The 18,661-nt window shown below is 39.9% G+C and carries 25 protein-coding genes; 2 read left to right on the forward strand and 23 right to left on the reverse strand.

The features are described from left to right. Positions 1–83: 83 nt before the first annotated feature. The gene (locus ACWYN3_RS11955; protein ID WP_456221345.1) at positions 84–872 is read right to left on the reverse strand and encodes a Rid family hydrolase; all 789 of its coding nucleotides are present in this window, start codon (positions 870–872) and stop codon (positions 84–86) included. 139 nt (positions 873–1,011) lie between these two features. Between ACWYN3_RS11955 and ACWYN3_RS11960 the strand changes: the two genes are divergently transcribed. After that, complete coding sequence (locus ACWYN3_RS11960) at positions 1,012–1,902, forward strand: LysR substrate-binding domain-containing protein (RefSeq protein WP_456221346.1); 891 nt, start codon at positions 1,012–1,014, stop codon at positions 1,900–1,902. Positions 1,903–2,193: 291 nt separating this feature from the next. Continuing rightward, positions 2,194–2,844 carry a DUF6266 family protein gene (locus ACWYN3_RS11965; RefSeq protein ID WP_456221347.1) on the forward strand — a complete coding sequence of 217 codons (651 nt, stop codon included), beginning with the start codon at positions 2,194–2,196 and terminating at the stop codon, positions 2,842–2,844. 89 nt (positions 2,845–2,933) lie between these two features. Here the strand turns inward: ACWYN3_RS11965 and ACWYN3_RS11970 are convergent, their stop codons facing one another. From ACWYN3_RS11970 to ACWYN3_RS12075, 22 genes are all read right to left on the reverse strand, one after another. Then, positions 2,934–3,344: an SH3 domain-containing protein gene (locus ACWYN3_RS11970; RefSeq protein WP_456222976.1), complete on the reverse strand. Its 411-nt coding sequence runs from the start codon at positions 3,342–3,344 to the stop codon at positions 2,934–2,936. 21 nt (positions 3,345–3,365) lie between these two features. Continuing rightward, entirely contained in the window at positions 3,366–3,839 is a 474-nt protein-coding gene (locus tag ACWYN3_RS11975; RefSeq protein WP_456221348.1) for a BON domain-containing protein, read from the reverse strand. A gap of 34 nt (positions 3,840–3,873) precedes the next feature. Then, positions 3,874–4,323 carry a magnesium transporter gene (locus ACWYN3_RS11980; protein WP_456221349.1) on the reverse strand — a complete coding sequence of 150 codons (450 nt, stop codon included), beginning with the start codon at positions 4,321–4,323 and terminating at the stop codon, positions 3,874–3,876. A 5-nt stretch (positions 4,324–4,328) separates the two neighbouring features. Beyond that, positions 4,329–5,261: a magnesium transporter gene (locus ACWYN3_RS11985; protein ID WP_456221350.1), complete on the reverse strand. Its 933-nt coding sequence runs from the start codon at positions 5,259–5,261 to the stop codon at positions 4,329–4,331. Positions 5,262–5,327: 66 nt separating this feature from the next. Next, positions 5,328–5,549: a DUF3601 domain-containing protein gene (locus ACWYN3_RS11990; protein ID WP_456221351.1), complete on the reverse strand. Its 222-nt coding sequence runs from the start codon at positions 5,547–5,549 to the stop codon at positions 5,328–5,330. 26 nt (positions 5,550–5,575) lie between these two features. Next, on the reverse strand, positions 5,576–6,187 hold the full coding sequence (locus ACWYN3_RS11995; RefSeq protein ID WP_456221352.1) for a helix-turn-helix domain-containing protein: 612 nt from the start codon (positions 6,185–6,187) through the stop codon (positions 5,576–5,578). Positions 6,188–6,291: 104 nt separating this feature from the next. Further along, positions 6,292–6,468, reverse strand: a complete 177-nt coding sequence (locus tag ACWYN3_RS12000) for a hypothetical protein (RefSeq protein ID WP_456221353.1) — start codon at positions 6,466–6,468, stop codon at positions 6,292–6,294. Positions 6,469–6,628: 160 nt separating this feature from the next. Then, positions 6,629–7,462, reverse strand: coding sequence for an urea transporter (locus ACWYN3_RS12005; RefSeq protein ID WP_456221354.1), 834 nt, complete (start codon positions 7,460–7,462; stop codon positions 6,629–6,631). 157 nt (positions 7,463–7,619) lie between these two features. Beyond that, entirely contained in the window at positions 7,620–8,318 is a 699-nt protein-coding gene (locus tag ACWYN3_RS12010; RefSeq protein WP_456221355.1) for a hypothetical protein, read from the reverse strand. A 4-nt stretch (positions 8,319–8,322) separates the two neighbouring features. Continuing rightward, a complete protein-coding gene (locus ACWYN3_RS12015) occupies positions 8,323–9,120 on the reverse strand; it encodes an urease accessory protein UreD (protein ID WP_456221356.1) in 798 nt (265 codons plus the stop codon). Between the two features lie 6 nt (positions 9,121–9,126). Continuing rightward, entirely contained in the window at positions 9,127–9,324 is a 198-nt protein-coding gene (locus ACWYN3_RS12020) for a hypothetical protein (protein ID WP_456221357.1), read from the reverse strand. Next, positions 9,321–9,764: an urease accessory protein UreG gene (gene ureG, locus ACWYN3_RS12025; protein ID WP_456221358.1), complete on the reverse strand. Its 444-nt coding sequence runs from the start codon at positions 9,762–9,764 to the stop codon at positions 9,321–9,323. The genes ACWYN3_RS12020 and ureG overlap by 4 nt, the downstream gene beginning before the upstream one ends. 51 nt (positions 9,765–9,815) lie before the next feature. Then, entirely contained in the window at positions 9,816–10,322 is a 507-nt protein-coding gene (locus ACWYN3_RS12030) for an urease accessory protein UreF (RefSeq protein WP_456221359.1), read from the reverse strand. Between the two features lie 22 nt (positions 10,323–10,344). Beyond that, complete coding sequence (locus ACWYN3_RS12035) at positions 10,345–10,506, reverse strand: hypothetical protein (RefSeq protein ID WP_456221360.1); 162 nt, start codon at positions 10,504–10,506, stop codon at positions 10,345–10,347. Between the two features lies 1 nt (position 10,507). Then, positions 10,508–11,014: an urease accessory protein UreE gene (gene ureE, locus ACWYN3_RS12040; RefSeq protein WP_456221361.1), complete on the reverse strand. Its 507-nt coding sequence runs from the start codon at positions 11,012–11,014 to the stop codon at positions 10,508–10,510. An 11-nt stretch (positions 11,015–11,025) separates the two neighbouring features. After that, positions 11,026–12,750, reverse strand: a complete 1,725-nt coding sequence (ureC, locus tag ACWYN3_RS12045; RefSeq protein ID WP_456221362.1) for an urease subunit alpha — start codon at positions 12,748–12,750, stop codon at positions 11,026–11,028. Positions 12,751–12,770: 20 nt separating this feature from the next. Further along, complete coding sequence (gene ureB, locus ACWYN3_RS12050; protein ID WP_456221363.1) at positions 12,771–13,145, reverse strand: urease subunit beta; 375 nt, start codon at positions 13,143–13,145, stop codon at positions 12,771–12,773. 16 nt (positions 13,146–13,161) lie between these two features. After that, the gene (gene ureA / locus ACWYN3_RS12055) at positions 13,162–13,464 is read right to left on the reverse strand and encodes an urease subunit gamma (protein ID WP_456221364.1); all 303 of its coding nucleotides are present in this window, start codon (positions 13,462–13,464) and stop codon (positions 13,162–13,164) included. 767 nt (positions 13,465–14,231) lie between these two features. Then, positions 14,232–15,515 carry a TolC family protein gene (locus ACWYN3_RS12060; RefSeq protein ID WP_456221365.1) on the reverse strand — a complete coding sequence of 428 codons (1,284 nt, stop codon included), beginning with the start codon at positions 15,513–15,515 and terminating at the stop codon, positions 14,232–14,234. Between the two features lie 6 nt (positions 15,516–15,521). Beyond that, positions 15,522–17,093 carry an efflux RND transporter permease subunit gene (locus ACWYN3_RS12065; protein ID WP_456221366.1) on the reverse strand — a complete coding sequence of 524 codons (1,572 nt, stop codon included), beginning with the start codon at positions 17,091–17,093 and terminating at the stop codon, positions 15,522–15,524. Between the two features lie 41 nt (positions 17,094–17,134). Then, complete coding sequence (locus ACWYN3_RS12070) at positions 17,135–17,848, reverse strand: efflux RND transporter permease subunit (RefSeq protein WP_456221367.1); 714 nt, start codon at positions 17,846–17,848, stop codon at positions 17,135–17,137. Further along, positions 17,824–18,660, reverse strand: coding sequence for an efflux RND transporter permease subunit (locus ACWYN3_RS12075; RefSeq protein ID WP_456221368.1), 837 nt, complete (start codon positions 18,658–18,660; stop codon positions 17,824–17,826). The genes ACWYN3_RS12070 and ACWYN3_RS12075 overlap by 25 nt, the downstream gene beginning before the upstream one ends. Position 18,661: the final 1 nt, after the last annotated feature.

Below are 18,661 nucleotides of genomic sequence, written 5' to 3' on the forward strand. Positions count from 1 at the left end.
AACTAAATCATACCTAAAACGATAATATAAAGACAATAATAGAATGTTACCAGAGACACAGTTAAATTAACAGGTGAAGCGCTCTACTTTAATTGTTTCTCCAGTCCTAACCGATCTATCTGAATCCAGTACTCAGCAATTTTCCCTTTTTCAATCCTATAAACTGAACTGGCAATTTCAACCAATTGTTTTCCTGTAGCCGGATGCGAATCAATTGTTCCAAGATGTTTTCCTGTTTGTTTCCATCGCACATAAACTTTATCATCTTCGGCAATCATTTCTGTGATCTCAAATTTAAAATTACCATATAGACTCAGAAATTCTTTGACATGTTCCGCATAGTTCTGAGGCGTTCTTTTAACAGTAGTCTCTTCCTCTGCATTCATTTGATGCGCCAGCAAAGTATCAGCCATATACAGCTCCGCATGATCTGGATGTTTACCAGAACGTACATCTTCCAAAAATCTCCTCACTACCTGCTTATTTTCTACGGATAGATTTTGGCGTTTTAATGCAGTAGCAGCAATTTCAATATTTCCATTTCCTGGAAGATCAAGGACAGCAATACAAACTCTGGCTGGAAAATCCCCCTTAAAATAAGTACTGTAAACCTGATTAGTCAATGGGTAATTATCCATGTTTTTTAAATAAATAGTTACGTTAACCAGGTCACTAAAATCAAGTCCCTGTTGTTTGAGTAAATGACCAATATTTTTCATAACCTGATGTGATTCAGCTTCAAAACTACTGGTTACTAATTTCTTAGTTAAACTATCAACCCCCAGTTGTCCTGAAATAAAAATAAAATCACCCGCAGATTTAATTTTGCTGTATGGTGGTGTTTTAACCTGGTTTTCTTTTGGTTGTGCCATGAGGTAAAAGGGATATATAAAAAAAAAGAGTGAATAATATCTGTTTCATGTTTCTTAATGAATTTGTACAAAATTACATTTACGTTTTAATACCCAAAATACTATTTTTGTCACAAACTAATACCTAAATAGTATTAATATGGATTTAAGACACTTGAATTACTTTCTGATTTTAGCAGAAGAATTACATTTTGGCCGGGCAGCAGAACGACTACATATCTCTCAGCCTCCTTTGAGCAGGATGATTCAGCAAATAGAAAATGATCTGGGTGTATTGCTCTTTGAACGGACTAAAAGAAGTGTCATACTCACTCCTGCCGGACTTGACTTTTTGCAGGATGCTAAACAAATGATTTTACAGATGCAAACTGTAAAGAAGCGACTGGCAATTTATGGACAGGGTGAAACTGGCACGCTAAGGATTGGCTATGTTGGAGCAGTTATGCATAGTAAACTCCCTTCACTTTTAGCCGAATTCACGAAAACTCTTCCCCATATTAGTTTACAGTTTGAGGAACTGCCAAACCATAATTTAGTCTATGAATTAAACAATGGGACCCTTGATGCTGCATTTGTCAGAACATGGCTTCATCCTGAAAAACTGGAAGAAAAATTAATTCTCTCGGAACCATTTGCAGTAGTAATCCCTATAAATCATTCATTATCAAATGAGAAATCAATATCAATTAAAGAGTTAATTAACGAAAAGTTTATCACGTTTACAAGGGAATGTGGCCCGACTATTTTTGACAGCTTTTTGGTCATGTGTTCAAATGCCGGGTTTACCCCGCAAATTTCGCATCATGCTTCTCAATTGAATTCTGTATTAAAACTGGTGGAAAGTGGTTTTGGAATTTCGCTTTTACCTGAACAGGTAGAACAGGGATATGCACTTAATTTAAAATTCATTCCGATTGAAGATGTACAGGAAACAGTTCCGCTGATTATGCTGACCAGGACACAAAAAATCCTAACCCTGCGTTGCTGCATTTGCAAAATCATCTGCTTAAGTGTTTGTAAAAAACAATAGTATTTCCTTAAAAACAGTACCAAAAATCACTGAAAAACAACCTCTTACAGCTCAAAAAACAGTTTAAAAAACGACCAAAACACGCCAGCCATAAGCCACTGATAACAAGCACGTTAAACTCACCTTGTTCAGACATCATTCGGAGACCATTCACAGGCACTAAAGGTATCTTTCAATTTTTACCGAACAAACATTAAACTTGTTGTAAATTATTTTTCAAATAAAAATTCAAAACGACACTTATTGTTATTGTTTTAACTATATTGGTAATACCAAAAACCAGATATAACTATGGCAATTTTACAGGAAGGCACCGTATTAGCAGGCATCAGAGGAAAAATCGGAAACATTGTGATTTATCAATGGAAGAACAAGGTTTGCGCCAGGTCCAAACCAAAAAAAGGCCGTAAAAAAGCAGTCAGAACTGTCCCGCAACAAGCTCAGGCCAATAAGATGAAGGTATTAAGTCCATTCTTAAACGTCGTTGCCCCTTTTCTTCAGGTAGGTTTCAGGCAAATAGTAGCAGGTCAGGACATGTCTGCACACAATGCTGCTAAATCTGTGAATATGAAAAATGCCATTAAGGGAGAATTTCCTGAGCAAGAGATCAACTGGGATACTATATTGGTTGCAGACGGAGAGCTGGTCAAACCTGAAAATGTGAAGACTACACTATCAGACAACACTTTTAATTTCACCTGGAACAAAGATCAAACAGGTATGGGCTCTCCAAGCGACAGAACCATTATCCTGTTATATGATAAGGATTATAAACAATTCCATGCCAATTATAGTGGTGCACGCAGAGACGAATTAAAGGATACTTTCTGCCTTGATTCTATTCCTATTGCAACTAACGATAGAGCTTATGAAGTATTTATAGCCTTTAAAGATGTAATGAGTGATGAGGTCTCCAGGAGTGTATACGGAAAGTTCATATAAATCCATAAAAAACCGGCTTTTTAATTAGCCCATCATTTAGACGATGAACTTCATAATAAGCCGGTTTCTGTTGTGAGTTCGGATATGTCTTAAGCCTGAGGCTCAAGGTATTTTGCGTAGCAATAACCTTCTTCTCCGTCATTGGTACGTACCAACCACCATAAATCATTACTTCTGTTAACCAGAGTAATAACCTCACCATGAGCTGCTTTTCCAACAATTGGCTGATCAGTACCTGGTCCTTTACGGATATTCAGGTTACTGCTTTCTGTGATTACTTTAGCATGTGTTACCGCTGCATCAACAGCAACATTTACATTTAAAACTAAATCGCCACCAGCGAAATTAGGATCAATCTGGTTGTAAATATCCCATAGATGATCTTTGGTAGCACCATCAGCTGCTGTTCCATCTACGTATAGTATTCCATCCTGTTCGCGTACTGCTAAATCAGAAATTCCTGCCGCAGTTGCAGCATCAGTTAATGCTTTTATATTTATCTTGTAATGCCATAATTCAGATTATTTTACAGTTAATTGGTTATCAATTTTTTTAGGTTTCAATACAGACAGCTGCTGCATTAATTTTACTAAAGAAGATTTGTTGATTTCTCCTTTTAAAGTAACTACACCATCTTTAACTGTAGTTTGAACTGTTGGAAAATCTTTAGCTGCATCAGCTACACTTTTGATCAATGCTGCATCTTCAGCAATCACAACTGGTACTAATGAAGCCAATCCTGATTTAATAGTCAGATTGTTTACTACCGACTTCACGCCTTTTTCCGCTTTTGCGATCACTTCTGCTTTAGCTTTTTCGGCTTCATCAGCAACTTCACCAGTCAAAGTAACTTCACCTTTTGTGACAGCCACGCTAACTTCACTTGCTTCTTTAGCTTTTACAGCAGTTTGTATGTCCCCATCTTTTGGTGAACAGCCTGCAAAAAACAGGGTTGCGACAACAGCCGCGCTCATAAATAGTTTTGTTGTTTTCATTTGTTTTCAGATAATGGTTTGTTAATTTATAATACTATAACAAAGTTCCCTTCAAAAAGATTGCCGCAATGCTAAAATAAATTACTAAGCCTGTAACGTCAACTAAAGTGGCCACAAAGGGTGCAGAGGACGTTGCCGGATCTATTTTACATTTTTTCAGGACCATCGGCACCATAGAACCACTTAATGTTCCCCACATCACAATCCCGATTAAGGAGAAAAAGATCGTAATTGCCAGCAATAACCAGTGAATTCCGTAATCATACCAATGCAGGTTCTGCCAGATCGCAATCCGGATAAAACCAATTGCTCCTAAGATTATTCCAAGTACTAATCCTGACAAGATTTCCCGTCGCATAACATACCACCAGTCTTTGAGGCTCAGCTCTTTTAAAGCCATAGCCCTTATAATCAAAGTAGCAGCTTGCGAACCACTATTTCCTCCACTAGAGATAATTAAAGGAACAAATAATGCCAGTACCACGGCTTTTATATTTCCCCATCAAAATACCCCATTGCCGTAGCCGTCAGCATCTCCCCTAAAAACAAGACAATTAACCATCCAGCTCTTTTTTTAAGCAAGGAGAAGAAAGGGGTCTTTACATAAGGAAAATCAAGTTCTTCGATACCCCCAAACTTTTGAATCTCTGCGGTTGCTTTTTGTTCAGCAACATCCATCACGTCATCTATGGTTACCACGCCTAATAAAACATGCTCATCATTGATTACAGGTAATACAACCCGGTCATACTCTTTAAATTTCTGAACAGCATCTTCTTTGGTTTCTGTAATTTTTAAGGTGACACAAAATCCGTCTACAATATCCATGATTTTTTTTGAACGCTCGTTTAGAACCAGTCGCCTGATTGGGATATCATCAATTAACTTCCCTTCGCTATCCACCACATAAATCACATTGGCGGCTTCTGTATCATTATGCTCTAAACGCAAATGCTCTGATGCTTCTTCAATGGTCATGGTCGTCGCATCCACAGTGGCTACATCAGTATTGATAATTCGAGCCACACTTTTAGGAGAATAACCTAACAGATTGGCTACTGCATCCCTATTCTGTTCATCTAAATATTCCAGAACACGGGAAAGTTCTATTCCCCTTAACGAGGAATAAAAAATGGTCCGGTCATCCGATTTCAGGTTATTGAGAATATAGGAAGCTCTATCTTTTGATATATTATTTATAATTTTCTTTTGGAGCTGTATATCCAGATAAGGTAATACATTGACCTGCTGGTCTGCACTGAAAGAGTTATAAGCATCAATAGCTTTGCCTGCTGGTATAGAAATAAACAGCTGAGCTACCTCTGAAGGGTGAATATACCCACTTTGGTGGTTCGGTTTAAATAACCCGGAGAAGTCTCCGGCAAGTATTTTCTTCCTCGTTTCTTTAAAAGGTAGAGTCATAGGAAATAGAATTATATCTCCAAGCTACTTAGTTAATTATTGATTTCCAACACATAAGATTCGAAATCATTTAATTCCGGCCTGCTCCTCTTCTCTCCACTGAAACCTGTAGACTTCGTTCCAGCCATTTTGAATTACATGAAGGGTTAGACCATCTTCATAAGGCAAAAAATTAGTCTTTTCAAAAACCCATATTTCACCAATATGATGGGTTATATAATCATAGTCAACAAATTCTTTGATCACTTGATACTTTGTTCCTGGTTTTAAGTTATTGATATTTCCCATAAAATTAAAACATAAGAGCGTTAAAATTACAAACCGTTATCCGTCAGTTGAGCCCTGAAAACCGAGGGCGTACATCCTTTAACTTTTTTAAATACCCTGCTAAAATAAGAAGCAGACTGATAATTTAACTGATAGGCTATTTCTGCTATTTCCATTGTGATATCCTGCAATAAAATCTGGCTATGCAGGATACTGATTTCATTAATCCATTGTTTTGGTGGTTTACCAGTCGTTTCTTTGACACATTTATTCAGGTAAGTTTCTGATAAAGCCATCTTTTTTGCATAAAATGAGACATCCGTATGGATGGCATGATCATTTTGCACATGCTCCCGGAATAAATAGGAAATCTCCTGGCTCCTGGTAATTGCACGCGGCTGATATGGGCTCTGGTGAATAATTTTGAGCAGAATCGAAGTAAAAAGCGAGATACAGATCTCTTGCAGTGCCTGACTCCCATGCATTTCTTCTTCCAGAAGCTTAAATACACTGCATACCCACTGAAGCACCTTTTCCGATAAATTGATAAAAGGCGCAGTAAAGAAAAAGTTAAGCTTGGTTTTATTCAGGGCGATATCAGAAATAATATCATTTTCATAAATCACATAAAAACCCCTGATATCATCTGATAGCTCCATTGTCCTGGTAATACTTCCCTGTTTGATATTCAGAGTCTGGCTGGCATTGATCGTATACTCTTCAATCCCTAGTTGTTGTCTGATACTCCCCCCAGTAACCAGAATCAGAAAGTTGAACGAAGTCCGGTAAGGAGGAACAGGGATAACAATATATCCTTTAAATAATCTTCAATCCGGTATAGTTGTAAATTAGATTGATTATGCAGCACCTGTTCCGTTACTTCTGGAAGGAACTGGCGCTTATACTCATAATTGGTAATCAATTTTACAGAATGACTCATAGCACAGGATGAAATTAGTTAAAGATAGTAATGTTTAAGAGCCCGTTTAAATTTATCTAATAAAATTAAACAGCTGCCTCAAGAACCACACCTTGAATGATTGTTTGTGCAGCAGCTGCGTTCATCAAGAAAAACAGACCAATGCAAACACTTAGTTTCTTCATTTTATATCCCGGGAGAATTTCTTTAAAACAACAGCGTTAAACCATTGCGCAGGCAGTATTTTTTTAAGGACAAGAGTAATCCAGCTTGCCGCAACAAATGGGAAAGTTAATACAGAATAGTTCATTTGAAGCATCCATACGTCGATTAGTACAGACAAGACCACTGCGATAAAAACAAAGATCCCTGCTTTAGGCTTTTCATCTGCAAAAGTGATTGCACACAAAACAGCATTGAAGCTAAATAAGCCCATATGTATGTCTAGTGAGGGTTCACCAATCCTAACCGATAGATAAGCGCTTAACAAGGCTCCTGCCACTCCATACAATGCTGCAATAGGCTTATTTATAAATACGGCCAGGAAAAAGATAATACCCGCCAGATTACTTCCCTGAAAGATAACTTCTCCGAAGCCACGTGCAGAAGTGACAAAATCATCTTCATCAGGAAACACTTCTCCGATAGCTAATGAATTAGTAACCACATAGGCGTGATGAAAAAAGTACAGTAATATCCAGCTTACCAAAATAAAGGGTAAGGTAAAGCCAGGAACATTTTTACAGATTAGAAAATGCTGAATAATGGTGGCCGTTGCCGCTCCAGCAATTACAGCAAGCCAGATTGCTGGCACAGGTTTAAAGTAGAAAGTTAAAGCCACGCCAACTAAGGTGGCACTAAACCCATATAAACCTTGTTCTATTGCTGTGCGGTCATATATTTTAAAAATTTTGCAGTTAGTGTCCCTGTGAGCGCAGCAAGCAAGGCAGCAATCCCAGAGATATAGGAGCCATAAAATATTCCGGCTAAAAAAACAACGCTCCGGTCCAGCCATTTTCCTGCAACATGATTTGACCAATACCCCGAAAGACGGTACGGCCTAAAAGAAAGGATTTCGCATTCATATATTTTGATTAGCAGATTGTTTTTCTTTGACTAAAGAGTCTTTTTTTGATGAAATATTTTTTCAGGTTAATCAGAACCTAATCTGGTTACCAGCCCAGAAACACCATTCCGATACCGCAGATCGTCACCACAGCACCACCAATGGCATGTACGTAACGTTCCAGTTTATCGGTCTTGAAAAAGGAATAGCCATAGATACCCAACAATACCATCCCCAGCATAGTTAATACCGTACTTATTGTAAAAACGGAAATCAAAACCACAACTTCAGGGACTGATCTTTTAGTTCCGGAGTAGAATAAAAGTGGAATCAGTGGTTCGCTGGGGCCCATCACAAAAATCGCGAATAAGACTAGTGGGGTAACTTTCACTTTACTACCAGGCATTACCACTTCTCCATGTTTATGAGTATACACATAAACTTCCTCTCCCATGACGTCAAAGTGTTTATGGGGCTTGTTTAAAAAGGCTTGTCTTAATCCGTAAATCAAATAAATTACTCCAAAGGCGAGTAATGCCCAGCTGGAAACATTCCCCCTGACATCCTGTAACCAGGAAACTTTATTCAGCTGCCAGCCTAAAAACAACCCTGCTAAACCCAAAACCACAGAACTTAGCACATGCCCTAAACCACAGGTGATAGTTAAAAAGATGGTTTTCATCTTACTCCATTTACGGGAACGGGACAAGACGATAAATGGCAGGTAATGATCCGGTCCTGATGCGGTATGAAAAAAACTGATGGTAATGGCCGTAAAAGCCAATGCAATTAATGTAGAAGTCATGATTTCAAATTATTGGTGCCTGTTTTTTCCCATATATATAGTGCTGTACGGTCTGAAAACAGTTGTACAGTTGTTCGCCTCCATTACCTAACATCCGCAAAACGAATCCTTTCTGCTGTACCGCAGAAATCCCAAAAATCAGATCCTCTTGCTTGCTCAGCAAGGCAAACAGATCTTCAATCAACTCATTTACAGCCACTTGTTTGGTATGGAGATAAACCAATGTGCCCTGATGGGTGAATCCTTCCAGTAAACCCGTTGAATCTAAAGGCATTGACGCAGGCTGTAATAAGACATTATCCTTCAGAATGAGCTTCTGGTGATGGTAGATCTCGATCAGGTTTTGAAAATGTCTGTATTTGAAGACTTCTCCATGATGTTTACGTCCGCAGGTAATGATTTCACTCATCATCAATTCGCAATTATCATCCAGATTCACGGTGTTCACACTGGTAAAACAGGAGTTTTCATGGGGTACAACGGGATGTGGTACGTAAAAAAAGGAGCTCCCTTTTTCCAGGTTCACTTCCATATGTTGAGATGCACTGTTTTCCATATTGTACAACCGCTGATAGGATTGTGATTGCAACTGCAAACGCGCATCAGCTTTAACCAGAATACTGAGCTGATATTCATCACCACTCAATATACCCGGCGAAGTACTCATCACCATTAAATAAGCAGCATGATCTGCTTTGTTTTGCCCCACCGGGACAACCCGGAATGGTGGCGTAACAAAAACATCTTTCAAATAGGAACGGCCTTGTTTTTCTTCAACCGTGATTTTAAGTGAACAAATCATAAACCGCTATCTGACAAGTTGGGGTTCGTCTATATCTTCCAGCATGGCGTATTTTTTAATCCAGCCAATTACAGCATCCAGTCCTTCCATTTCAATCAGGTTAGAGAAAATGAACGGAGCACCCTTGCGCATTCGCCTTGCATCGTTTTCCATCACTTCCAGACTTGCGCCAACATATGGAGCGAGGTCAATCTTATTGATCAATAATAAATCTGATCTGGTATAATACCAGGCCCCCCTTTGCGTGGAATTTTTTCTCCTCCTGCTACGTCAATCACAAAAATGGTAACATCGGCCAGATCCGGACTAAATGTAGCGGAAAGGTTATCTCCACCACTTTCAATCAGAATCAGTTCCAGATTCGGGAAACGGGCAACCAGTTCATCGATGGCTTCCAGATTCATACTTGCATCTTCTCTGATCGCGGTATGCGGACAACCACCAGTTTCGACACCAATTATTCTGTCACGTGGTAAAAGACTATTTTTAGCCATGAATTCCGCGTCTTCTTTGGTATAAATGTCATTGGTAATAACGGCAAGATCATATTGCCCCATTAATTTACGGCTCAGTCTTTCCAATAAAGCGGTTTTACCAGACCCTACCGGCCCTGCAACACCAATTTTAACATATTTTCGTTCCATTAATTCTGTTTTAAAATTTAAATATTACCAGGCTATATATGACCTGAATGATCAGGACATATATAGCCTGGAGTACAGTCTTTCATGTTGCATACAGCGGATATCGAAAGCAATACTGCAAAGCCCTACCAAGCTGCGGTCAACAGACTGACTTTCCACAACCAGCTGTTTTAACAGGGGTTGTAACTCAAAAAGAATATCCTGTCCGTCCAGTTGTCCGAGCGGTACCAACTTAACGCTATTGGTAATCATCCCCACAGCGGCATTAAAATAAAAAGCAAACAAAGCTTCTGGCAGCGGTAGTCCTAATAACTGTGCATAAATGCCAAAGGCGATACAATAATGCGCATCGGCAGTTTTCTCTGCAATGGCCTGCTCGTAAAACGTAACCAGCGGGAACACCTTCTGTCTTCTGAAGATTTTAATGAACCTTAAACCTAGTTTCTGACTAGCCTGCCTGATTTCCATTGGAGATTTAAGTGCGGTACATTCCTGATCGAGCTTTACTATAGCAGCAATGTCATTTTGCGCCGCCGCTTCATAAGCAAGCTTCATCATTGCCGCATCATTGTATTTGAGGTTATAAAGTCAGCATATTGGTGACGTATAAACGGGCAGTGTCTGCGCTGCAAACTATTCCCTCCTGAACATAGGTTTCCAAACCATTAGAGTGGCTGTATCCGCCAATAGGCAAAGTAGGATCGGCCAGGTGTAATAAGCTCCCTAAAAAATTGAGTTCCATATTATTCTTTTGTAGATGCCAGGTTCAGAATTTTGGTAAACAGTGATGTATTGCCACTGTGTCCATGAGGTTCAACATTTGATTTCAGCAGGTGAAATAGCTTGACAACCTGTTTTTCAGGGCGATAACCGCTCGCTTCCAACCACCTGAACATAGGCATTTCAAAAGGCATCATCACTTTATTGTCCTGAATAAACAGTGGCATATGTTTGTTTCCGATTTCATAACATACGGTTCCCATTTCCAATAAGGTCTCCGGACTGAGTACAATAGCTTCACAAGGGATAATATCAATTAATACTACCTTTTCAGTATCTATATACAAGATATCATCCTGTCTTAAACGCTGCCCCTCTCTAACAAACCTGATAGCGATCTCCATACCGGACTTTGTTTTTTTCCGCTGAATCCGTTTGGTAGTTTCATACCATTCGAGCTCCAGCAGATCGATTTTTAGCCCACTGATCTCATAGCCGCTTTTATTTCCAATAATTTCCTGTACAATCATATGCTATTAGTTTAAAAAAGGAAATAACGCTGGCCTAATGCAACTTCATCGATCGGCTCACAGGTTATTTTTTCTCCATCTACTTTGACCTCATAATTTTCAGGGTCAACGGTAATCTCAGGCAAGGCATCATTGTGAATCATATCACGTTTAGAGATATTCCGGCAATTCACTACTGGAAGCAGTGTTTTTTCCAAGCCATATTCTGCTGCGATCCCATTATCAAGCGAAACCTTTGAAACAAAAGTGAATGCCGATTTGGTAACGGCTCTGCCATAAGCGGCAAACATGTTGCGCATAATTACAGGTTGCGGAGTAGGTATAGAAGCATTGGCATCCCCCATTTTACTCGCTATAATCATCCCCCCTTTGATAATGATCTCTGGTTTAACCCCAAAGAATGCTGGTTTCCAGATCACCAGATCCGCAATTTTACCAGGTTCTAAAGAACCTACATATTTAGAAATCCCATGCGCTATAGCCGGATTGATTGTATACTTAGCCACATAACGTTTGGCTCTGTAGTTGTCATTTTCGTTCTTCAGATCCTCTGGTAGATAACTGCGTTGTTTTTTCATTTTATCGGCAGTTTGCCAGGTCCGCATAATCACTTCTCCAACCCTGCCCATAGCTTGCGAATCAGAACTCATGATACTGAATACACCAAGATCCTGTAAAATGTCTTCGGCGGCAATCGTTTCAGGACGGATACGGGAATCGGCAAATGCTACATCTTCAGGAATATCTTTACTCAAATGATGACAGACCATTAACATATCAAGATGCTCATCTATAGTGTTTTTAGTATAGGGTCTTGTAGGATTAGTTGAGGCTGGCAAAACATTAGCATACATAGCTGCTTTGATAATATCAGGTGCGTGACCACCTCCCGCACCTTCAGTATGGAAGGTATGGATGACACGGCCATTGATGGCGTTAATCGTATCTTCCAGAAAACCGGCTTCGTTTAAAGTATCGGTATGGATAGCCACCTGGACATCGTATTTATCTGCTACATTCAAAGACGCATCAATAGTTGCTGGTGTAGCTCCCCAGTCTTCATGAATTTTCAAACCTAAAGCACCTGCTTCAATCTGTTCTGCCAGCGGAGCTTCAGTAGCACAGTTCCCTTTCCCAAAGAATCCGACATTGACAGGAAAGGCTTCTGCAGCTTGCAGCATCCGTTTGATATTCCATTTTCCTGGGGTTACAGTAGTTGCATTGGTACCATCGGCTGGTCCTGTACCTCCGCCAATCATAGTGGTTATTCCACTATAAAGTGCCGTTTCTATCTGTGTAGGGCTAATAAAGTGAATATGTGTATCGATCCCCCCTGCTGTAACAACAATATAACCGGAACCTCCATGCACTTCAGTAGAAGCTCCAATAATCATATTCGGAGAAATACCGTCTGTGGTATCAGGATTACCTGCGCAGCCTATCCCTACAATTTTACCGTCTTTAATCCCGATATCGGCTTTAACGATACCCCAATGTTCAATAATAATGGCTCCGGTAATGGCCATATCCAGTACGCCCTGATCTCTGACAGCAGTGGACGACTGACACATCCCGTCACGAACGGTTTTGCCGCCACCAAATTTGGCTTCATCACCAGGATGCGAAAGATCTGCCTCTATTTCTACAATAATTTCTGTATCTGCAAGACGTACTTTATCACCTGTGGTGGGACCAAAAATATTGGTGTAATTTTTCCTGTTTATCTTTAAACTCATGTTGTTCGATTTTAAAATTGTTATTGCGGTTCATTCTTAAAATGATTCTTCTCCACCTTTTGCATGGCGGCAATTTTATTCTGTGCAAGTGTGGTATCGCCATTGACCAGGTTGTTATGGCCATATACTCTGCGCATTCCGCCAAACTCAACTACTTCTACTTCTTTGGCCTCTCCCGGTTCAAAACGAACAGCGGTACTTGCAATAATATTCAGTCTCATTCCGAATGCTTTTTCACGGTCAAAAGACATGGCTTTATTGACTTCAAAAAAATGGAAGTGTGAACCCACCTGAATTGGGCGGTCTCCTGTATTGGTCACTTTTAATTTCACGGTTTTACGGCCTTCATTACAGATGACGTTACCTTCTTTGATAAAAAATTCTCCTGGTATCATGTTAGAAATTTTAAGATTAACGGATTGGATCATGGACAGTCACCAGTTTGGTTCCGTCCGGAAAAGTTGCCTCGATCTGAATGTCATGGATCATTTCTGGAATACCTGACATGACATCTTCGCGGGTTAACAGAGTTGCGCCGTATTGCATCAGTTCTGCAACTGATTTTCCGTCACGGGCAGCTTCCATCAATTCGCCACTGATATAAGCGATTGATTCCGGATAGTTTAATTTCAGGCCACGGGCTTTCCGCTTGGCAGCAAGTTCCCCTGCCAGGTGCAGGAGTAATTTTTCGGTTTCTCGAGGGGTTAAATGCATAGTGTTTTTCTAAATATGAGAAATAAAAGGATATATATATCAGCAACTAACTGATTACCAGAAATATATGAATTAAACACGAGTAAACAGACCAGCAAATGAGATAGAGTGCATTCCTCCTGGCGAACAGGAAAATACCCTCAAATTCTTTTCTGAATCGGAATTACTGATGTTTTAGCAGGAAGGAATACGCAAATTGTGGTGCAAAATATACCTTGGAGTGGTATATGAGGCAGAAATCTCTTTCTCCCGAAGCTGGTTCAGGGGAACGGCAAATGATTCTGCAAATAAATAGTTGAACAGGTATTGTAGTTCGGGTGTTAAAAAACTGACCGGAAATACGGTATTGAATTCTTTAAAATCTTCGTCTTCTTGGTCCAGATAATATACTGATGAGCCGCGGTAGCATGTTCAGGTAAACCGATCATGGCAGATAATTGCTGGCTGAGCTGTTGATTTTGGCCCTTATACTCTCTGTTATGGTGCGCAAAACTACTCCCCTTACCCGCAAAAAAAAAAAATAAACATAAAGAATATAATACGGATAAACATTTTCATTTCTCGGACGATAAATTCAGCTTTCTCTACAATGTTTTATTGATCAGCCAAAAATATGTACCTCAGAACTTATGCTATAGTACAAATCACGAATATACTGTTAACTATCACGCCTTTTCATCAAATAGCAAACCGCTGACCCGATTTCTGAGAGACAGAATCCAGCCAGCGGATTTATTGCCACCTAACCAACCTTTATCTTTAAACTATTATTTGATATCCCAGATCCCCGCAGCACGCTCCAATTCGATCAAGGCAGCAGCATAGTTTGATTGTGATTCATAGAAGCCCTGTTGTACCTCATTATAGGTTCGCTGTGCATTCAAAACTTCCAGCAATGAAGTTTCTCCACGTTTGTAACTATACATTTTTGCAGTCAATATCCTTTTCCCCTCAGTCAGCAGGCCATCTTTATATTGCTTTACCTGCTTTGCAGAAGCCGTATAATTAAAATAAGCCTGGGTTACTTCTACCTGAATTTGCTGTAAAACCTGCTCATACTGCACTCCGGCCTGTTTAATAGTAAATTGAGCTGCCTTTAAATCTCCTTTATAATGATTGGAAAACTTCAATGGGACACTAAACCCGGCATTAAATGTCCGGTGATAAGGTGTCGGTGCTTCTTCATTTTTAGAAACTCCGTTAAACTGTAATCCGGCATTGATACCCAGATCTATTTTTCTGTTCGCTTTCACAAGTGTAAGACTTCTTTCTGCTACAGTTTTACTGTTTAACGCAGCGACGGCATCTGCCCGGATATTTTGAGCATTACTGATTAAGGTCTGATAATTCAGCTCACGTGCTAAGTTTTCGAAATCCCCATCAGGGTAATAGCATATATCCGCATTCTTTTTACCCAGATAAGCCCCTAATTTGATCAGAGAATTCTTCCAGTCGGCTTCATTCTGATAAACGCTGTTCTGCAAATTACTGGCTTCCAATTTTGATTGCCTTGCATCTGTTTCGGTAATTGCGCCCAATTTATAGCGTATAGCATCTGCATCAGCAAGCTGTTTCATCATTTGATAAGAATACTGCTGTACTTTCATTAATTCATAAGATTGAATGGCACTATAATAAGCTAACGCAGCATCAGCCCTCAGGTTCCTTAAATAATCAAGCAATAGTGCCTTACTTAATTCAGTTTCACTTTTGGCAAGGTTAATCCGCGCACTTCTTTTGCCACCTAATTCCAGTGTTGTCCCTAAACCAAGGGTTACCCCCTGCCCAAGTTTTAGTTTAGATTGCTGATTGTCAAAAGCCCCGAATGAAAATTCAGGATCAGGAAAAATCTTCGCTGTTTCGACCCCTGCTTCAGCAATATTTACATTGTATTTTTCTGCGGCATAACCTAAATTTTCTTTACCAACGCGGTTCAGGAATTCAAGTACTGATATTTTTGATTTTAAAGACAGGGTATCAACCTGTGCTTGTCCATTGAAGGCTATACCTGTAAGGAAAGCCAAAGACATAATATATTTAGTCAACTTCATAATGTATTATTGTATAGCAGTTTCCGATGGACTTATTAAATTGTTTTCGGCTGGCCCGAAATCGTTTCTGCCCCATTTACTTTCCATCAGATAATAAAGTGCAGGCAAAACGAATAAAGTAATTGCTGTTGCGGCAAACAAGCCATAAACGATCACTGTAGCCAATGGCCTTTGCACATCAGAACCAATTCCTGTGGCTAAAGAAGCAGGTAAAAGACCTAATGCAGCTACTGTTGCAGTCATCAGTACTGGTCTGAAACGATGTTTTGCGCCATCCAAAACCGCTTTAAGTAAATCATATCCTTTTTTACGGAGCTCATTGATGTGAGAAATCAGGATGATGACACCGTTTTGTATGGCCACACCAAACAAGGCGATAAAACCAACTGCCGAAGACACATTCAGGGTCATTCCACGAACGTTAAGAGCTAACATTCCCCCAAATAATGCGAGAGGAACAATACTTAAAATCAAGCCCGCCTGTCTGAATTTCCCAAATGCACCATAAAGCAATAAAAACATGATGGCTAAAGCCAAAGGCACAACAACTGTTAACTTTGCATAAGCCCGGTTTTGATTTTCAAACTGTCCACCCCATTCTATCTTATACTTTTCAGGATCGAATTTAACCTGCTGTGTAATTTTAGCCTGCGCTTCTTTTAAAAATGAACTTAGATCTGCTCCCCTTAGATTTAACCGGACAGTTAATTGTCTGCGGTTCATTTCTCTGGAAATAGAACTTTCCCCCAGATCGGTTTTCACCTCTGCAATCTGAGACAATGGAATTTTAGCCCCAGTTGAAGAAGTCAGCATTAAGTTGGCGATTTTTTCAGGAGTATCACGGCTCGTCTCTTTATAACGGCAAATTACATCGTAAACTTTATCGCCGGCAAAGATCTGTGAAACAGCTTTCCCTCCGATTGCTACTTCAACAAGCTCAGCTACATCGCTCATATTCAGCCCGTATTTAGCTACTGCATCCCGGTTTACCCGGATCTGTAATTGAGGTAAAGGAGGCTCCTGATCAATTGCAATATCTACTGCCCCTTTAACTTTACGTAAAGTGGTCACCACATTTTCGGTAATCCGTCTCGTTTCTTTGAAGTCATTGCCGTACACTTTAACCACCAGTTCACTGTGGGCACCTGCGATTTTATCCATAACCCCATCGATCATCGGTTGGGTAAAAGCAACTGTGTAACCAGGCATAGCAGCATATTCTTTTGACAGATCCTCTATCAAATCTGCTTTACTCCGTCCGCTTGTCCATTCTTTATAAGGTTTCAATCCTACGGAGACTTCAAAATGCGAAGGTGTAAAATAATCCGTACCATCATCATTACGACCTGCCTGTACATTCACATAAGTAATCTCAGGGTGCTTCATTGTAACGGCTCTCAGAGAATCGCTCATTTCCTTCGATTTCTCTAAAGTAACTCCCGGAGGCAACGATACTTGTAACCAGATAGAACCCTCATCCAGAGGAGGTAAGAAGTCTTTTCCCACAGTAATTGATAAGATAATCGCGCTGACCAATACTAAACCTAAAGGCAGAAAAACCTTTTTGGGCCTGTCCATTATCTTTTTCAGACGGCCTTCATACCATTTGGTCAGATTTTCTAACCAGGTATTATGATAGATTTTTCCCGGTTTTTTTTATAAACTGCATAGGCAAGTCCAGGTATCAGTAATAAAGCAACTGCCAGTGCACCCAACAACGCATATCCTACTGTAAATGCCATTGGTGTAAAGAGTTTCTTCTCTACTCTTTCAAAAGAAAACAAAGGCAGATAAGCAGTAATGATAATAATGGTAGAAAATAAGATAGGTTTTGCAACACTCAAAGCTCTTTTACCAATAGAAACCTCCTCTAATTCTTCATCAGGGTTAGCCTCTCTTTTCTTCAAAATTGTTTCGAGCATTACAATTGCCCCATCTACGATAATCCCAAAATCAATAGCCCCCAATGAAAGTAAATTGGCAGGAATATGCGTAAAATGCATCAGTATAAACGCAACCAGCAAAGCGACAGGAATGGTAATAGCCACGATTAAAGCTCCTCTCCAGCTTCCCAGGAAAACAATCAGCACAACAATAACCAAAGCCATCCCTTCTAAAAGTGTATGAGAAACTGTATCCAGTGTAGTATTAACCAGGTTTGTCCTGTCCAGATAAGCGCGTATAGTTACACCTTCAGGCAAAACACCTTTATTCAGATCTGCAACAGCTTTATGAATTCCATCCAGTACCACTGAAGGATTCTGTCCTTTCAACATCACAACAATCCCTTCAATTCCGTCCGAATAATTCACCTGACGATCAGTATAACCCAAAACACCTTTACGTTCCGTTCCAGTGTTCCATACTTTAACTCTCCTAAATCCTTCACGAATACAGGAACTCCGTTGACAGATTTGACTACAACATCTCCTAATGCGGCTAAATCTTTCACCAACCCTATTCCACGGACTACATAACCCTGTTCTCCCCGATTTAAAATGCTGCCCCCGGCATTGGTATTATTGTTATTAATTGCAGTTTGTACATCCGCGAGAGAAACATGGTATTGCGCTAATTTAGCAGGATCAATTTCGACCTGATATTGTGTAGTGATGCCGCCGAAATTGGTCACATCGGCCACGCCCTGTACTTGTTTGATCCCTGGAATAATTGTCCAGTTCTGTAAATCTGTAAGTTTCCTTAGATCATGGTTCTTACTTTCTATAATATACCGGTAGATTTCTCCGGTTGGGGAAGTCAGCGGATCAAGACCGGGAACAGCGCCAAAAGGAAGTTTCACATCGGTTAAGCGTTCCTGAATTCTTTGCCTTGCCCAATAATCATCTACCCCATCTTCAAAAACCATTGTAATGAGAGATAATCCGAATAAACTACGGCTACGCATCACATGCATGCCGGGTAAACCATTCAATGCGCGTTCTATAGGAATAGAGATCTGCTGTTCTACTTCTTCGGCAGCAAGACCGGGTACTTGTGTAACCACCTGTGAAGTTACATCGGCAATATCAGGATAGGCCTCAATAGAAAGTTGTTTCCAGGAGTAAAAACCAAATACAGCCAGAAGTATAAAGAGTGCCGCAAAGAGCCAGCGTTTTTTAATTGCAGTAAAAATTAATTGTTTCATC

The organism is Pedobacter sp. NJ-S-72, from assembly GCF_053890575.1.

Coding starts and splice junctions, on each gene's coding strand:
- ACWYN3_RS11985 (WP_456221350.1), bottom strand. CDS start 5,261: ATGACTCTACCTTTTAAAGAAACGAGGAAGAAAATACTTGCCGGAGAC.
- ACWYN3_RS12010 (WP_456221355.1), bottom strand. CDS start 8,318: ATGACTTCTACATTAATTGCATTGGCTTTTACGGCCATTACCATCAGT.
- ureC (WP_456221362.1), bottom strand. CDS start 12,750: ATGAGTTTAAAGATAAACAGGAAAAATTACACCAATATTTTTGGTCCC.
- ACWYN3_RS11975 (WP_456221348.1), bottom strand. CDS start 3,839: ATGAAAACAACAAAACTATTTATGAGCGCGGCTGTTGTCGCAACCCTG.
- ACWYN3_RS12005 (WP_456221354.1), bottom strand. CDS start 7,462: ATGGCTGGACCGGAGCGTTGTTTTTTTAGCCGGAATATTTTATGGCTC.
- ACWYN3_RS11955 (WP_456221345.1), bottom strand. CDS start 872: ATGGCACAACCAAAAGAAAACCAGGTTAAAACACCACCATACAGCAAA.
- ureE (WP_456221361.1), bottom strand. CDS start 11,014: ATGATTGTACAGGAAATTATTGGAAATAAAAGCGGCTATGAGATCAGT.
- ACWYN3_RS11965 (WP_456221347.1), top strand. CDS start 2,194: ATGGCAATTTTACAGGAAGGCACCGTATTAGCAGGCATCAGAGGAAAA.
- ACWYN3_RS11990 (WP_456221351.1), bottom strand. CDS start 5,549: ATGGGAAATATCAATAACTTAAAACCAGGAACAAAGTATCAAGTGATC.
- ureG (WP_456221358.1), bottom strand. CDS start 9,764: ATGGAACGAAAATATGTTAAAATTGGTGTTGCAGGGCCGGTAGGGTCT.
- ACWYN3_RS12015 (WP_456221356.1), bottom strand. CDS start 9,120: ATGATTTGTTCACTTAAAATCACGGTTGAAGAAAAACAAGGCCGTTCC.
- ACWYN3_RS12065 (WP_456221366.1), bottom strand. CDS start 17,093: ATGGACAGGCCCAAAAAGGTTTTTCTGCCTTTAGGTTTAGTATTGGTC.
- ACWYN3_RS11960 (WP_456221346.1), top strand. CDS start 1,012: ATGGATTTAAGACACTTGAATTACTTTCTGATTTTAGCAGAAGAATTA.
- ACWYN3_RS12060 (WP_456221365.1), bottom strand. CDS start 15,515: ATGAAGTTGACTAAATATATTATGTCTTTGGCTTTCCTTACAGGTATA.
- ACWYN3_RS12030 (WP_456221359.1), bottom strand. CDS start 10,322: ATGATGAAGCTTGCTTATGAAGCGGCGGCGCAAAATGACATTGCTGCT.
- ureB (WP_456221363.1), bottom strand. CDS start 13,145: ATGATACCAGGAGAATTTTTTATCAAAGAAGGTAACGTCATCTGTAAT.
- ACWYN3_RS12035 (WP_456221360.1), bottom strand. CDS start 10,506: ATGGAACTCAATTTTTTAGGGAGCTTATTACACCTGGCCGATCCTACT.
- ACWYN3_RS12000 (WP_456221353.1), bottom strand. CDS start 6,468: ATGAGTCATTCTGTAAAATTGATTACCAATTATGAGTATAAGCGCCAG.
- ACWYN3_RS12075 (WP_456221368.1), bottom strand. CDS start 18,660: ATGAAACAATTAATTTTTACTGCAATTAAAAAACGCTGGCTCTTTGCG.
- ACWYN3_RS11995 (WP_456221352.1), bottom strand. CDS start 6,187: ATGGAGCTATCAGATGATATCAGGGGTTTTTATGTGATTTATGAAAAT.
- ureA (WP_456221364.1), bottom strand. CDS start 13,464: ATGCATTTAACCCCTCGAGAAACCGAAAAATTACTCCTGCACCTGGCA.